Source organism: Janthinobacterium rivuli (assembly GCF_029690045.1).
Lineage (GTDB): Bacteria > Pseudomonadota > Gammaproteobacteria > Burkholderiales > Burkholderiaceae_D > Janthinobacterium > Janthinobacterium rivuli.
This window is the reverse complement of the sequence record NZ_CP121464.1, coordinates 4,448,800-4,463,209: the sequence shown is the minus strand read 5'-3', so window position 1 is coordinate 4,463,209 and position 14,410 is coordinate 4,448,800. Positions and strand designations below refer to the sequence as shown.

Genomic DNA, 14,410 nt, shown 5'->3' with positions numbered 1-14,410 from the left:
CTGACAAACAGGCAATATCATCATGGTAGCCTTGGAATGTGACGGCTTGATTACCAGCTTGTCAAAACCGTATGCATGATGGCTACATGGCAAGCAACTTACAGGCGCCGGGCCAGCGCCTGTGCCTGTTCCAGCCAGCGCGCTCGCTGCGCTGCGGTGGAATCGATCATGGGACCAAAGCTGGCCACCTTGACGGGCTTGACGCCGCAAAATTCCAGGGTCGTCTTGCGCAGCTGGTGAATGCCGGGCATGTGGTAGACCCAGCGGAAATACCAGGGCGGCGTATCCATCGCCACCAGCAGCTGGGCCGTGCGGCCTTTCAGCAGCTGCGCCGGGAAAGCCTTGCCCGGGCGATACTTGAAGGCAAAGCCGGGCAGGAAGATGCGGTCGACGAAGCCTTTCAGCAGGGCCGGCGCGCCGCCCCACCAGATCGGGTAGGCGAAGACCAGGTGTTCGGCCCAGCTGATGGCTTCCTGCGCGGCCAGCAAGTCCGCTTCCAGCGGCTGCACCTGGCGGTAGCCTTCATGCAAGTTCTGGTCGAAGTCCAGCTGGCCCAGGCGCAGCTCACGCACCGTGTGGCCTGCGCTGCGGGCCGTGGCGGCATAGGCATCGGCCAGGGCGGCGCAAAAGCTGTCGCTGGACGGGTGGCCGAGGAGTATCAAAATGCGCTTGGGTGTCGTCGTGGTCATGATGCAGGCTGTCCGTTAAAGAAGAGCTTGCATGCTAAAGCTTGCCCCTAGTGACAGAGTCAAGCGGCCTTTTGCAGACGCTGCTGCGCCAGGCAGTCGTGGATTTCCGTGTCGATGTCGGCCAGTTGCGCGTCGAGCTGGCGCAGGCGGGCGAACTCCTGCTGTATCTGTGCGCGCTTGTCAGCGATGTGCTGCGACAGGGCGGCCCAGTCGGTATCGTCGCCGGCCAGGATGGGCAGCAGTTCGGCCAGGCGGAAGCCCAGGGCCTGCGCCTGGCGTATCAATTTGACTTGCGCCAGGTCTTGCTGCGTGTAGACGCGATAGGCGCCGGAACGGCGCACGTCGCCAAGCAAGCCCAGCGCTTCATAGTGGCGCAAGGCCTTGGGCGAGGTGCCCGCCAGGCGGGCGATTTCTCCGATATACATGCTTCTTCCTTGTTGAACTGCGGCGCACGCAGTGTAGCGCAGGTGGCTTGCCAGGCGCTACCTTGCGCGCTGCCTCAGGAGGGCTTGCGCGGCGGCACTTTTTTGGCAGTGCACTCGGCGCAGGTGCCGTACAGCGACAGCGCGTGCTCGTGCAGCACGAAGCCCCGCTCGGCGGCGATCTCGTTCTGGCGCAGTTCGATGCCTTCGTCGACGAATTCATCGACCTTGCCGCAACCCGTGCAGACCAGATGGTCGTGGTGCTGGCCTTCGTTCAGCTCGAAGACGGCGTGGCCCGATTCGAAGTGGCGGCGAAACAGAATGCCCGCTTCGGCAAACTGCATCAGCACGCGGTAGATGGTGGCCAGGCCCACGTCGATTTTTTCGGCCAGCAAGAGTTTGTAGACATCGTCCGCACTCAGGTGCTTGATCGTGCCTTCTTGAAACAGCTGCAGAATCCGCAAGCGGGGGATGGTCACTTTCAAGCCCGATTCACGCAGTTCCCTCAATATATCCATGTCTCCCATTCCTTTTTATAGTCGCCTAGCGAGGTCATTCATTATATCGCAAATGATAATCATTACTATTCTCATTTGTAGCGTGCGAAGTGGAAATATTATGCTGCGCAGGGCGGTGGCAATCCAGTGACATCGGCGCAAGTGGCGATTGCGTGGCGGGCAACTTGCGTCAGCATGGCGTGCCGACATGGGAGTCGTGCACGCGGTCACGCTGCATTGCCGCATTTTCTTGATCTGGGCAAAGGAAAAAATGCCTCTAATGATGCCATCTAGCACTATTTGATGTGGATCAAAGTTTTTGTTGCACTGCACTCTTAGACTTCGCAGCGTTACTTAACGACAAAAAGAGGGAACTAGAATGAAAAAGTCCGCAACTGCAGCAGCAATCGTCCTGGCCGCCATCGGCGCATTCGCCGGCAACGCAATGGCACAGGAAAGCCCATGGCTGGTCCGTGCGCGCGCCGTGCATATCGATCCGGCCAACAAATCCACGCCGGTCTTTGGCGCTGGCGCATCGGACACGATACATGTCAGCAGCAAGACGATTCCCGAAATTGATATTTCGTATTTCTTCACCCCGAACATCGCTGCCGAGCTGATCCTGACGTATCCGCAAAAGCATGACGTCACCCTGTCCGGCACGAAGATCGGCAGCTTCAAGCATTTGCCGCCGACCCTGTCGCTGCAATACCACTTCATGCCTGAAAAACAGTTCAGCCCTTACGTGGGTGCCGGCGTGAACTACACGAATATCTCGGACGTGAAATTGCTGAGCGGCGCCGGCCGCCTGGAGCATGACAGCTGGGGCGTCTCGCTGCAAGCTGGCGTCGACTACAAGCTGGACAAAAACTGGTCGCTGAACTTCGACATCAAGAAAGTGCAGATCCGCAGCGACGTACTGGCTGCTGGCGCCAAGATCAGCGAAGTCAAGATCGATCCTGTCCTGATCGGTGTCGGTGTCGGCTACCGTTTCTAAGCATTGATCGACTGCGCCCCCGCGGCGCGGACAATAAAAAAGACGGCCAGGTGTGAACCTGGCCGTCTTTTTGCATTCCATGCGCCGTCTTATTTTTTCAGCGTCTTTTCCAGCGCCAGCTGGTAGTCCGTCTTTTCGTAGCCGGCCAAATACTTGTTCGTCGCGTCGAGGAAGGCGCGCGAGCGATAGGCCGCTTCCAGGTCCTTGACCCATGGCTTGGCCTTGTCGGCCGTGCGGATGGCCACCAGGTTGATGTAGCTGTCCGAGATCTTTTCCACGCTAAGGGCCGACGTCAGCTTCATGCCGGCGGCCAGGGCGAAGTTACCGTTGACGAAAGCGTAGTCGGCGTCCGCCAGCGAACGTGGCAGCTGCGCCGCTTCCAGCGGCACCAGTTTCAGCTTCTTCGGGTTGTCCAGCACGTCGCGTTCGGAGGCGCGCAGCGGGTCGACGTTCGGTTTCAGTTTGATCCAGCCCATCTTGGCCAGCATGACCAGCGCGCGCGCCTGGTTGGTGGGGTCGTTAGGCATGGTGATGGTGGCGCCGCTCTTCACGTCCGCCAGGGACTTTTGCTTGCCGCCGTACAGGCCGATCGGCATGGTCGGCACGGTGATCAGGGAGCTCAATGGCAGCTTGTTATCGGTGGCGAACTTGGTCAGATACACGATGTGCTGGAACACGTTGGCGTCCAGCGAACCTTCGGCCAGCGCGTAGTTCGGCTGCACGTAGTCGTTGAATTCGACGATCTTGACCTTGTAGCCCTGTTTTTCCAGGATGGGCTTGATGCCCAGCTTCAGCTGGTCCGAATACGGGCCGGAGCTGGTGCCGATGACGAGTTCTTTCGGGTCCTTGGCGTGGGCGGCGGTGGCGAAGGCCAGGCTGGCGGCGGCCAGGAGCAGGTTGCGGCGAATATGGTTCATGCTTTTCCTTGTACTGAAATACTGAAGATGAATTAACGTTTGTCGAGGCGCTTGGCGATGCGCGTGCCGGCGAACTGGATGGTTTGCACCAGCACGATCAGGATGGCCACGGTGGCTACCATGATGTCCGTCTCGAAGCGGTAGTAGCCGTAGCGGATGGCCAGGTCGCCGATGCCGCCGCCGCCCACGACGCCGGCCACGGCCGAATACGACAGGAAGCTGATCGACAGCACGGTCAGGGCCAGCACCAGGCCGGAGCGCGCTTCCACCAGCAGCACGCGGAAGATGATTTGCATCTCGGACGCGCCCATGGCGTGTGCCGCCTCTATCACGCCGCGCGGCACTTCGCGCAGATTCTGTTCCACCAGGCGCGCCAGGTAGGGAATGGCGGCGAACGACAGCGGCACGGCAGCGGCCAGCGGGCCGATCGAGGTGCCCGCGATGATGCGCGTAAACGGCGTCAGGGCGACCAGCAAAATGATGAAGGGGAAGCTGCGCACGGTGTTTACCAGCCAGCCGAGGATCATCGACAGCGGACGGTTTTCCAGCGACTGGCCTTCCGAGACGAGGAACAGCAGGATGCCCAGCGGGCCGCCGATCAGGATGGCGGCCGTCAGTCCAATGCCCAGCATGGTCATGGTCTGGCCCAGCGCCACCCAGATTTCCGGCAGCAGCTTGATGACGTTATTGATCGATTCTTCAAACATGTGTTGCATCCTTCCATGCGGTGGCTTCAAACGCCTCGGTGCCGTAATACGCCAGCTCGCGCCCCAGCGCCGTCTTGCGCGGGGTGGCCGTGTCGCTCAACTCGAATTGTTCGGCGATGGCGCCGTTTTCCACGACGGCGACCCTGTTGCAGATGGCGCCCAGCACCGACAGTTCATGGCTGACGATGACGATGGTCACGCCAAGGCGCGCATTGATGTCGCGCAGGGTGTCGAGCAGGGCGCGCGTCGTTTCCGCGTCCAGCGCGGACGTCGGCTCGTCGCACAGCAGCACGTCGGGGTGGCTGGCCAGGGCGCGGGCGATTGCCACGCGCTGCTTCTGCCCGCCGGACAATTGCGCCGGGTAGCTGTGCAGCTTGTCGGACAGGCCCACCAGCGCCAGGCATTCCTCGACCCTGGCGGCGATGTCCTCGCGCTTGGTGGTGCCATGGATTTTCAGGGGGAAGGCGACGTTGTCGAAGACGCTGGCGTTTTGCAGCAGATTGAACTGCTGGAAAATCATGCCGATGTTCTGGCGCGCGTCGCGCAATTCGCTCTTGCCCAGGCGCGTCAGTTCGCGCCCGGCCACGGTAATGGTGCCGCTGTCAGGACGTTCGAGCAGGTTAATCAGGCGCAGCAAGGTCGATTTGCCGGCGCCGCTCTTGCCGATCAGGCCGAAAATATCACCGGGATAGACTTCCAGCGTGACCGATTTGACCGCGTGGAATTGTTCGCCTTTGGGCAGCGCGAAGGTCTTGTTTGCGCCATCGATGCGAATCACCGGCGTACGGTGTGGTGTGGTCATGCAGTGTTTCCTTTTTTATTGGACCGTGACAGGCGCGCTTGCAGGGGCCAAATCGCCCGGCCTGTTACGTCGGTTGCGTAGTATACCTCCGATCGTGTTATTACTCCTACGACAGAATCTTGCTTTGAATATGCAAATAATGTCTATATGGGTGTTTGGCGAGAGTAAACGCGGTTTTTATGCGATCAGCCGATGGAAAATTCGACGGGAATCGATAATTCCAGCGGGTCCGGCCGTTCCTTGGGAATGCGCGGCAGCGGCGCCGCCCGTTGCAAAGTGTCGAGCGCGGCCTGATCCAGCGCTGCGGAACCGGAACTGCGCTCGATGGCGGCCGCCAGCACCTGGCCATCGCGGTCGATGCGGCAGCGCAGATACACCACGCCCTGTTCCCGCTTCGCGCGCGACGCCGTCGGATAGCGGCGGAAGCGTTCCATGCGCGCCAAAACCTTGCCTTCCCAGCTAGATACGCCGCTGCGCAGCTCCTGCGGCGCGGGCGGCAGCGCAGGCGAGGGCGGCGCCGCCGCGATGGATGGTGCCGCCGCCGGTGCCGGTATCACGGGCGCATGGCGCACCTCGGCAACGGCCGCGATGCTCTCGGCTTGCGGCGCCATGGGCGCGGCATCGGGCTGCGGCAGCACGAATCGTCTGATTGCCGGCACTGCCTTTTTGGCAATGGCGGCGGATGGCGCGGCGGCCGCGCTGACCCGTTCAGCAAGATTCTGCTCCAAAGGCCGGGGCGGGGCGGCCGCCGGCAAGTACAGCATGGCCGGCTGCGCTGAGTCGGGCGCGATGGCCAGCAGGGGCGCCGCTGGCGCGCGGTGGTATAGCGCCCATCCCAGCAGGGCGCCATGCATGGCGAAGACGGTGGCGATGGTCAGCGGCTTGTGCCAGTCCGCCGGCGGCGTCTTTTCTGGCGCAGGCGCCGGGCCTTCCGGGCGGCGCAGCAGGTAAATGATGACGGCGATTTCCATCGTTGCCACGAGGGCGATGACCCACCAGGGCGGATGGCCGAGGCACATGGCGACAAAGCCGATGGCCATGCCCAGGCAAGCGAGGACCTTGCCGCGGCGCGACACGGCGCGGTGTTCGCGCCATTGGCGCAGCGGCGCGCCGAAGCGCGGGTGGTGCAGCAGCCAGTGCTCCAGGCGCGGCGAGGCGCGGCTGAAGCAGGCCAGCGCCAGGATCAGGAAGATCGTCGTTGGCATGACGGGCAGCATGGCGCCGATCACGCCCAGCGCCACCATCAGCATGCCGGCGCCCGTCCACGCCCAGCGGCGCAGGCGTGCCGTATGCGCTTCCGCAACTGCCTGGATGACTGGCTCCTCCATCAGGCGCACGCCTCCACGTGGCCATGCATGCGCAGGAAGGCGGCGCGCGCGCCATCGATCACGCGCGCTTCACCGGCATCGTCAAGCACGGCCGTATCGAGCACGGAGGTAAACTCGCGCCAGTGGCGCGCGCGTCCGTCCGGATGGCCGGCCAGGTGGCGCGCGCCATGGTGTTCATCGAGGCCGATTTTGCCGGCCAGTTTATACAGGATGGCCGCGCCCAGCTTCGAGCCTTCGCTCACGTACAGCCAGCCCAGCGCCGTGGCCAGGTCCAGTTCCGCGTCGAACGGCGGCGTGGCCGCATCGGCCGGCAATGCTGTCTCGAGGTCGCGCAAGTCGGCCGCGATGCTGTCGTAGCGACGGCGCTGTTCCAGGTCCGGCAGCAGGGCGGCCAGTTGCGCGTTGTCGTACAGCGCGTCGACGTCGCGCAGGAAAGCGTACTGCGCCTGCAAAAAGCGCGCATAGTTCTCGCGGCTGGAAAACGGCGCGCTGGCCATGATGCGCTGGTCCAGCAATTCGTGGGTGGCCATGGTGTCGGCTTTCAGGCGCTGGCTGCGGGTCGGGGCCGCGTTGGTCGGAACGGCGTTCAAAGTGGTGTCGCTTGCTGCATGCATGGAATATCTGCTCTCTATTATAAGGATGAATCAAATCAGAAACGAAGGCCAAGCGTGACGCGCGCCGTGCGGCCCGGTCCCGGCATCAGGCTCAGGGTCAGCGGATCGAGGTAGTAGCGGTCCGTCAGATTGTCCACCGCCACGTCGATGGTGGCGTTGGGCGTGATCTTGTAGCTGGCGAACAGGTCGGCCAGGGTGTAGGCCTGCGTCAGCACCTGCGGCGAGGTGCCCGTCCACGACTGCCACACGGCCTTGTCGTCCTGGCGCGCCAGCGGGTGGCCGACGTGCGTCAGGCGCGTGCCGATGGTGAGTTTTTCCTGCAGCCAGCGCGTGCCCAGGGTCAGGTTGGCGCTCAGCTTGGGCTGGATATGGTTGCTCACGTAGGAGCTGCTAAAGCCGATGGGCGAGCAGTCTGGCGTGTTCCAGATCTCCGATTGCCACTTGCTGGCCTTGCGCAAATAGGCCGCCGTGGCCGCGTCGCAGATCAGGGTCTTGCGGTTCCAGGTACCGGAAAAGTCGGCAAACACGCTACCCCGGTCATATGATGACTGCAGTTCGACGCCCGAGACGCTGTACTTGTCGGTATTGGCCATCGAGAAATTCTGCGCATGGGCCGGCAAGTCGGGAATCGGACGGCGCGTGATGTAGCCGTGCGTGACGTTGTCGAAATACGCCACGCGCAGGCGCAGCTTGTCGGCGGCGCTCCATACGCCATCCTTGACCACGCTCACGCCGATCTCGCGGTTGTGGCTGCGCTCGGCGTTCAGGGGCGAGGAATAGGTGGCCGAGAAACCCATCGTCGACTCGTACAGGCTGGGCATGCGCAAGCCGCGCGCGTCGCGCAAAAACACGCTGACGCTGTCGGACAGGCGCGCCGTCAGCGCAAACGTGGGCGCAAAACCGTGGTCCTTGCGGCGGATCGGCTTGCTGTAGGTGAACAGGCCGGGGATGGCGTCGCGGAAGACATAGTCGTTGCCGCTCCAGTCGGCGACCTGCGAGACGTCCAGCGGCGCTGGTTCCTCGCCATAGCGTTCCACCATGCCGCCCACCAGCGCGGGATTGGTGGCCGCCGTGAACTGGCCCTGCGCATCCTGGTACCACTTCGACGCGCCGAGCTGTCCGCCGTCCTTGTCCCACATGGTGACCCATTGCCAGCCCTGCGGCTGGTATTGCTGTTCCGCGCGGCGGTTGCGGTCGCGCGAATCGAAGCGCTGGAAGCGTCCGCCCGCCTCGACCGTCAGCCAGTCGCGCGCCTGCCACTGCAGCGAGGCGAACACGCTTTGCTCGTGGCGCTTGCCGTTGCGCAGGGTGTGGTTGGCATTCAGGTCGTCATCGAGGATGGCCACGCTGTCGGCCGGGCCGATATCCTCGTTCTGCAGGGACAGGCCGTAATCGAGCTTGAGCGCGCCCATGCCGGTGGCGAAGCGCGAGGTGTTCGTCAGGTCGGCGCCGACCCTGCGCGCCTGGTTCTTCGCCAGGTACAGCACTTCCACGCACTCCTTGCATTCATGGTCGCCTGGATTGGTCTTGCCTTCGAGCGGATTGCTGAAGATGTCGCCGTTGCGCGACTTGCTCTGCATGTCCGTCAGCCACAGGTTGGCCTTCAGGTCGATCAGCTGCTGGCCTTCCGGTTTCCACTCGTAGCGCGCCGTCAGCGCGTTGGTGCGCACCTGGCTCGGATCCCACTGGGGAATGCTGCCGGTGCTGTTGCGGTAGATTTGCGAGGGCATGATTTCGCCATAGCTGCTGTCGAAATAGCGGTAGCCCAGTTCCAGCTTCTGTTCGTGCGGCAGGCGCAGGCTGGCTTTCAGCAGGGCCGAGGTGGTGCGGTTGGCCGTGTTCAGCACTTCGTCGCCCTTCTTGAAGAACTGCGTCACGCCATTGTCGTCGCCCCATTCATTGAGCATTTGATAGCGTTCGAAGCCCCGTGTGCCGGAAAAATAATTGCCGATGCTGCGCTGGCTGATGGCGGCCACCAGGTCGTAGTCGTCCTGGCGCGTGGCCACGGCGATGCTGCCAAAACCGCTACGCGGGTTGTCCAGCTTGTTGCGCTGCGTGCGCGGCGTGCTGCCGAAATCGGCGGGCGCCGAGACGCTGTTGTCCTGGATGCCGCCGCGCAGGCGCACGCCCGTGCGCTGGCCTGGTCGCAAAATGTCTTCCGGTCGCAGCGTCTGCATGCTGACCATGCCGCCGATGGCGCCCGCGCCTTGCGCCGACAGGTTCGGGCCCTTGTCGATGCGGATGGCGCTGATCAGGTCCGGGTCGATGTAGCTGCGGTCGGCGACGCCCGCGTAGCCGCGGTAGACGGTCGATGATTGCAGGCTGCCGTCGATCAGCACGGGCACGCGGCCCTGGCCCTGCATGCCGCGCACGTTGACGTCGACGGCGCCGCTGTTGCGGCTGTCGCCTACCTGCACGCCGGCCACGCCCTTGAAGATGTCGGCTGGCGAGGTACCGCGGAAGCGCTCGATCTGCTCGCGGCCGATGTACACGGAGGCGGCCGGCGTCAGGTAGGGCAGGTCGGCCGGATCCGTGTCGTCCGCCTCGAAACTGCCACTGCCGCCCTGGCCATTCACGCGCAGCGTGCCGATCTGCACCGCGCCGGCAGAGACAGGCGCGGGCGCGCTGATGATGATGGTCGTGCCGCCTTGCAGCTGCGCTTGCAGGCCGCTGCCGGCCAGCAGCTGGCGCAGCGCCTCGGGCAGCGAGTGCCGGCCTTGCAGCGGCGCGCTGTGGCGTCCCTGCGTCAGGCGCGCGTCGGCCAGCAGCACCATGCCGGCCTGGCGCGCCAGCTCGTTCAGCGCGCGGTTCAGCGGCTGCGCGGGAATCTGCCATTCCACCTGCGCCACCGGCGCGGCGGCGGCATGCATGGCGGGCGTGGCGAAGGCCAGGCCGATGGCCAGGAAGAGGGGGGACAGGCGGGGAGACAGGCGGGCGTGCAGGGGAGGGCGCGGCGGATTCATATGCAGGTTTTTCCTATGGTGATGTGGTGGTCCTTCATAGTTAAAACGAATGAGTCTCATTTACCCTGACGTGCGGATGAATTTTATTTCGCGTCATGGGGACAAATCAGCGGGCGACGATATGCAGCTTGCCGTCCCGGCGCACCACGCGCACGGGCAAGGCCAGCGGCAGGGCGGCGGCAAATTGCGCCGGCAGTTTCGCGTCGAAGCTGCCGTTCAGGCGCAGGCCGGCCAGGGCCGGATCGCCGAGCACGAGGCCCGTATCGCCATAGCGCTCGAATTCGGCCAGCGCTTCGGCCAGGGTGGCGTCCTCGAAATCGAGGCGCCCCGCACGCCAGTTGCCCACCGCTTGCGCGTTGACCCTGGCCAGCGCCGTCACGCCCTGCGGCGTGACGGTGACCGTGTCGCCCGCCTGCAGCACTTCGGCATGTGTGCCGGCTTCGCTTTCCACGCGCACCGTGCCTTGCGCCACGCTCACCTGTGTCGTCGCGCCCACGTGGCGCACTGAAAAATGCGTGCCCAGCACCGTCGCCGTGGCCGCTCCCGCAATGACCTGGAACGGACGCGCAGGGTCGGCGTGCACATGGAACATGGCCTGGCCGCGCAGCAGGCGCACGCTGCGCCGGTCGCGGTACAGGGCCACGTCGACGGCGCTGCCGCTATCGAGTTCGATGCGGCTGCCGTCGGGCAGGACTTGCGTGGCGAACTGGCCGCGCGCCGTGCTGTAATCGTGCTGGAAGCCCGGTTGCTGCCAATGACTGGCCAGCGGCCAGGCCAGCAGGCCGCACAGCAGCAGACAGCCGCCGGCCAGCGCGCCGCGTGGCGGGAAGGAGGCTGCCTGGCGCAGCCGCCGCAGCAGCGATGACAGCGCGCCCGCCGCCGGGGCAGGCTGGCTGAAGGCCGCCACGCGCTGCGCCGGCAGGCTGGCCAGCAGCGCATCGGTGCGGGCCAGCGCCTGCCAGGCTTGCTGGTGGCGCGCGTCGGCGGCCAGCCATGCATCCAGCGCCGCCAGTTCGTGCGCGGCCAGGCCCGCGTCGTGGCGCAGCAGCCATTGCGCCGCCAGGAAATCGATGTCGTCGGCCGTCGTGTCTTGTGATGTCATGCGCTGTTTCATAGCGTATCCCGCTCGGGCATGCCTTTTTTACAGGCGAGCATGCCGTTGATGATGTGTTTTTCCACCATGTTGACGGAGATGCCCATCTGGGCGGCGATCTCGATCTGGCTCAGGCCATCGAACTTGTACAGTGCGAACGCCTGGCGGCAGCGCGGCGGCAAGGCGTCGATGATGGCCAGCAGGCGCTCCATGGTTTGCCGGTCGTGCAGCCGTTGTTCGGGTTCGTCGGCGCGTGGCGCGCGCAGCTGGAAATGGGGCGTGTCGATGTCGTCGTGGGGGCGGCGCTGGTGCAAGCGCTGTTCGTCGATGGCGATGTTCTTTGCCGTCACGTACAGCAGCGCGCGCTGGCCGCTATCGGGCGCCGCGCCGCTGTGCAGGGCAGGTGCGCCGCCGAGCGGTTCGCGCGCCAGGATGCGGGCGTAGGCTTCCTGCACCACGTCCTGCGCCTTGTCGCGGCAGCCGGTGGAGCGCGAAATCAAGCGCAGCAATTCCTGGTAATAGCGTTCAAGCACCGCGCGTTTCCTCGTTATCAAAGCCGGCAATGATAGCAAGCCCATCAAATAATAACAAGAATCATTCTCATCTGATGTCATATTCGAGGTGCTGGATAACGCTGGATATTTTTGGCAATGCAGACAATAATCGGCAGCAGAAGGCGCTGTCGCGGACCGTATTGCCCGCTATTATCGATTTTATCGATGCTAACTAGGTATATTTTCCGTTTTACATCGATCTTCATGCCATGCATAATCTGTTGCAACTGAAGCCAGACAATCAGCCGCATGCGCCACCGCCTGCAGCTGCTTGCGGTTTTGACATCCTCCACTTTCTATCAGGAACCTACAATGAAAAAACTGCTCGCTTTTATCGCCGCCGCCGGCTTCTCGCTGTCCGCTGTTGCCGCGCCTGAAGTCTATGTCATCGATGGCAGCCACACTTTCCCCCGTTTCGAGTACACCCACATGGGCTTCTCGACGCAGCAAAGCCGTTTCAATAACACCACCGGCAAGGTCACCCTGGACCGCGCCGCCAAGACGGGCGCCGTCGAAGTGCTGATCGACACCAAGTCCGTCGACACGGGTTCGACCCTGTTCAACTCGCACATCCAGGGCGAAGACTTCCTCGACACGGCCAAGTATCCGGTCGCCACCTACAAGTCGACCAAGTTCAATTTCGATGGCGACAAGCTGGCCTCCGTCGACGGCAACCTGACCCTGAAAGGCGTGACCAAGCCAGTCACCCTGACCGTCACCTCGTTCACCTGCGCACCGCACCCGATGCTGAAAAAAGACGCTTGCGGCGCCAACGCCACGGCCAAGATCAAACGCTCGGAATTCAACGCCGGCAAATATGCGCCAGCGGTCAGCGATGATGTGACGTTGACGTTTGCGATCGAAGCGATCAAGCAGTAATTTTTAAACCCGACATCTGCACTGCCGGGGTCGGACCCTGAGGGTCCGACCCCAGTTTTTGCTCTTGGGTTGAAGCTGAAAAAAACGGCGGGCAAATAGCCCGCCGTTTTTTTCGTCCAGGTAGTCGACATCACGCCAGGTGATGCACCTCCTGCTGTCCATACACGGGTGTGTTCAACCCTTCCATGCGCGCCTTCAGCTGCAGCGACAGGTACTGGGAATAGTGGCGCGACTGGTGCAGATTACCGCCGTGGAACCACAGCGCCTGCTGCTGCGTGGGCTTCCACATATTGCGCTGTTCGCCCTCCCACGGGCCAGGGTCTTTCGTCGTGGACGAACCCAATCCCCACACCTTGCCCACTTTATTCGCCACTTCCGGCGAGATCAGGTCGGCCGCCCAGCCATTCATGGAGCCGTAGCCGGTGGCGTACACCACCAGGTCGGCCGGCAGTTCCGTACCGTCCGACAGCACGATGGAGTGGCTTTTCAGTTCCTGCACGCCGACGCCGCTTTTCAGCTTGATCTTGCCCTCGGCGACCAGCTCGGAGGCGCCCACGTCGATGTAGTAGCCGGAGCCGCGGCGCAGGTATTTCATGAACAGGCCGGAATCGTCGTCGCCAAAGTCCAGCATGAAGCCCCGTTCTTCCAGGCGCGCGTAAAAATCGGCGTCGCGTTCGCGGATGGCCTTGAAGACGGGCTTCTGGAAGTCGGCCAATATCTTGTACGGAATCGAGGCGAACGTCAGGTCGGCCTTGTATGTGGTCATGCCGGCCGCCAGCGCCCGTTCCGAGTACAGGTCGCCCAGCGCCAGGTCCATCAAGGAATCGGACTTGACGATGTGCGTCGACGAGCGCTGCACCATGGTCACGTCCACGCCTGCTTCCCACAGGGCGGCGCAGATATCGTGCGCGGAATTGTTCGCGCCGACCACCACCACCTTCTTGCCCACATACGCGTCCGGACCCGGATGCTGCGACGAATGCTGCTGCTCGCCCTGGAACACGTCCATGCCCTTGAACTTCGGCATGTTGGCCTTGCCCGACATGCCGGTGGCCAGCACCAGCTGCTTCGGTTTTAGGGTGACGGGCTGGCCCTCGCGCAGCACCTGCACCGTCCACTCGCCGGTGGCTGCGTCAAAGCTGGCCGATTCGCATGAGGTCGAGCCCCAGTAATTGAGCTCCATCACCTTGGTGTACATTTCCAGCCAGTCGCCGACCTTGTCCTTCGGCGTGAAGACGGGCCAGTTGTCGGGGAAGGGGATGTACGGCATGTGGTCGTACCAGACGGGGTCGTGCAGGCACAGGGATTTGTAGCGCTTGCGCCAGCTGTCGCCGGGGCGGGCATTTTTCTCGATGATGATGGTGGGGACGTTCAGCTGGCGCAGCCGCGCGCCGAGCGCGATGCCGCCCTGGCCGCCGCCGATGATGACGCAATAGGGCTGGCGCGTATAGCCCAGTTCCGTCGCTTCCTGCTCGCGCTGTTCCAGCCAGCTGCTGCGATTCGTGCGCGCGCCGTGTTCCGCACCCATGGGCCGCCGGCCGCCCTTGGCTTCCTCAAAACACTTCAATTCGCTCATGGTGGTGAGCAGGGTCCATATCTTGCCGTCGCGGATGCGGATGAAGCCCACGCCGCGCGCCGCGTTCGTTTCCACGGTGATCCAGCTTTGCAGCACGCCGCCCGCTTCCACCGCATGTTCACCATCGGCGATGCGGATGGAGACTGGCTGCACGGCGCCCAGCTGGGCGGCCAGCATGGCGGCGATCTGTTCGCGGCCCTCCAGCGTTTTCAGGTTCCAGGTAAACAGCACCAGGTCGCGCCAGTAGCCGTCCTGTTCGAACAGTTGCGCGGCGCCCGTGCCGTCACTGGCGCGAAGACAGCCTTCGAGCTGCTCCAGGATGCCGGCCACGGCCAGGTCGTGCGGGTTGATATCGGTTTGCATCGTGTCTCC

General features: G+C 63.5%; 14 protein-coding genes. 2 read left to right on the top strand and 12 right to left on the bottom strand.

The genetic code is table 11. The features are described from left to right. Positions 1-98: 98 nt before the first annotated feature. From P9875_RS20265 to fur, 3 genes are all read right to left on the bottom strand, one after another. Positions 99-689 (bottom strand): NAD(P)H-dependent oxidoreductase, encoded by a 591-nt coding sequence (locus tag P9875_RS20265; protein ID WP_035820186.1) that lies wholly within the window; start codon positions 687-689, stop codon positions 99-101. A gap of 59 nt (positions 690-748) precedes the next feature. Beyond that, positions 749-1,114: a MerR family transcriptional regulator gene (locus tag P9875_RS20260; RefSeq protein ID WP_219306971.1), complete on the bottom strand. Its 366-nt coding sequence runs from the start codon at positions 1,112-1,114 to the stop codon at positions 749-751. 74 nt (positions 1,115-1,188) lie between these two features. Beyond that, a complete protein-coding gene (gene fur / locus P9875_RS20255) occupies positions 1,189-1,629 on the bottom strand; it encodes a ferric iron uptake transcriptional regulator (RefSeq protein ID WP_035820181.1) in 441 nt (146 codons plus the stop codon). 358 nt (positions 1,630-1,987) lie between these two features. Between fur and P9875_RS20250 the strand changes: the two genes are divergently transcribed. Then, positions 1,988-2,605: an OmpW/AlkL family protein gene (locus tag P9875_RS20250; RefSeq protein ID WP_278316439.1), complete on the top strand. Its 618-nt coding sequence runs from the start codon at positions 1,988-1,990 to the stop codon at positions 2,603-2,605. A gap of 89 nt (positions 2,606-2,694) precedes the next feature. Here the strand turns inward: P9875_RS20250 and P9875_RS20245 are convergent, their stop codons facing one another. From P9875_RS20245 to P9875_RS20205, 8 genes are all read right to left on the bottom strand, one after another. Next, positions 2,695-3,522, bottom strand: a complete 828-nt coding sequence (locus tag P9875_RS20245) for a MetQ/NlpA family ABC transporter substrate-binding protein (protein ID WP_278316438.1) — start codon at positions 3,520-3,522, stop codon at positions 2,695-2,697. A 32-nt stretch (positions 3,523-3,554) separates the two neighbouring features. Next, positions 3,555-4,229 (bottom strand): methionine ABC transporter permease, encoded by a 675-nt coding sequence (locus P9875_RS20240; protein ID WP_278316437.1) that lies wholly within the window; start codon positions 4,227-4,229, stop codon positions 3,555-3,557. Next, complete coding sequence (locus tag P9875_RS20235) at positions 4,222-5,031, bottom strand: methionine ABC transporter ATP-binding protein (protein ID WP_278316436.1); 810 nt, start codon at positions 5,029-5,031, stop codon at positions 4,222-4,224. The genes P9875_RS20240 and P9875_RS20235 overlap by 8 nt, the downstream gene beginning before the upstream one ends. 185 nt (positions 5,032-5,216) lie before the next feature. Then, positions 5,217-6,359, bottom strand: a complete 1,143-nt coding sequence (locus tag P9875_RS28710) for a TonB family protein (protein ID WP_341353802.1) — start codon at positions 6,357-6,359, stop codon at positions 5,217-5,219. Next, positions 6,359-6,973 (bottom strand): biliverdin-producing heme oxygenase, encoded by a 615-nt coding sequence (locus P9875_RS20220; RefSeq protein ID WP_278316435.1) that lies wholly within the window; start codon positions 6,971-6,973, stop codon positions 6,359-6,361. The genes P9875_RS28710 and P9875_RS20220 overlap by 1 nt, the downstream gene beginning before the upstream one ends. A 35-nt stretch (positions 6,974-7,008) precedes the next feature. Continuing rightward, a complete protein-coding gene (locus P9875_RS20215) occupies positions 7,009-9,936 on the bottom strand; it encodes a TonB-dependent receptor (RefSeq protein ID WP_278316434.1) in 2,928 nt (975 codons plus the stop codon). A gap of 106 nt (positions 9,937-10,042) precedes the next feature. Beyond that, a complete protein-coding gene (locus P9875_RS20210) occupies positions 10,043-11,038 on the bottom strand; it encodes a FecR family protein (RefSeq protein ID WP_278316433.1) in 996 nt (331 codons plus the stop codon). An 8-nt stretch (positions 11,039-11,046) separates the two neighbouring features. Further along, positions 11,047-11,562, bottom strand: a complete 516-nt coding sequence (locus P9875_RS20205; protein WP_035820169.1) for a sigma-70 family RNA polymerase sigma factor — start codon at positions 11,560-11,562, stop codon at positions 11,047-11,049. Between the two features lie 333 nt (positions 11,563-11,895). Here P9875_RS20205 and P9875_RS20200 point away from each other — a divergent pair, with 333 nt between their 5' ends. Continuing rightward, on the top strand, positions 11,896-12,462 hold the full coding sequence (locus P9875_RS20200; RefSeq protein WP_035820164.1) for a YceI family protein: 567 nt from the start codon (positions 11,896-11,898) through the stop codon (positions 12,460-12,462). Positions 12,463-12,592: 130 nt separating this feature from the next. On the opposite strand, the gene P9875_RS20195 is transcribed toward P9875_RS20200, so the two are convergent. Then, positions 12,593-14,401, bottom strand: a complete 1,809-nt coding sequence (locus tag P9875_RS20195) for an NAD(P)/FAD-dependent oxidoreductase (RefSeq protein WP_278316432.1) — start codon at positions 14,399-14,401, stop codon at positions 12,593-12,595. Positions 14,402-14,410: the final 9 nt, after the last annotated feature.

What these genes read in the sequence shown, in the direction of transcription:
- P9875_RS20265 (WP_035820186.1), bottom strand. Translation starts at nt 689, where the DNA reads ATGACCACGACGACACCCAAGCGCATTTTGATACTCCTCGGCCACCCG.
- P9875_RS20260 (WP_219306971.1), bottom strand. Translation starts at nt 1,114, where the DNA reads ATGTATATCGGAGAAATCGCCCGCCTGGCGGGCACCTCGCCCAAGGCC.
- fur (WP_035820181.1), bottom strand. Translation starts at nt 1,629, where the DNA reads ATGGATATATTGAGGGAACTGCGTGAATCGGGCTTGAAAGTGACCATC.
- P9875_RS20250 (WP_278316439.1), top strand. Translation starts at nt 1,988, where the DNA reads ATGAAAAAGTCCGCAACTGCAGCAGCAATCGTCCTGGCCGCCATCGGC.
- P9875_RS20245 (WP_278316438.1), bottom strand. Translation starts at nt 3,522, where the DNA reads ATGAACCATATTCGCCGCAACCTGCTCCTGGCCGCCGCCAGCCTGGCC.
- P9875_RS20240 (WP_278316437.1), bottom strand. Translation starts at nt 4,229, where the DNA reads ATGTTTGAAGAATCGATCAATAACGTCATCAAGCTGCTGCCGGAAATC.
- P9875_RS20235 (WP_278316436.1), bottom strand. Translation starts at nt 5,031, where the DNA reads ATGACCACACCACACCGTACGCCGGTGATTCGCATCGATGGCGCAAAC.
- P9875_RS28710 (WP_341353802.1), bottom strand. Translation starts at nt 6,359, where the DNA reads ATGGAGGAGCCAGTCATCCAGGCAGTTGCGGAAGCGCATACGGCACGC.
- P9875_RS20220 (WP_278316435.1), bottom strand. Translation starts at nt 6,973, where the DNA reads ATGCATGCAGCAAGCGACACCACTTTGAACGCCGTTCCGACCAACGCG.
- P9875_RS20215 (WP_278316434.1), bottom strand. Translation starts at nt 9,936, where the DNA reads ATGAATCCGCCGCGCCCTCCCCTGCACGCCCGCCTGTCTCCCCGCCTG.
- P9875_RS20210 (WP_278316433.1), bottom strand. Translation starts at nt 11,038, where the DNA reads ATGACATCACAAGACACGACGGCCGACGACATCGATTTCCTGGCGGCG.
- P9875_RS20200 (WP_035820164.1), top strand. Translation starts at nt 11,896, where the DNA reads ATGAAAAAACTGCTCGCTTTTATCGCCGCCGCCGGCTTCTCGCTGTCC.
- P9875_RS20195 (WP_278316432.1), bottom strand. Translation starts at nt 14,401, where the DNA reads ATGCAAACCGATATCAACCCGCACGACCTGGCCGTGGCCGGCATCCTG.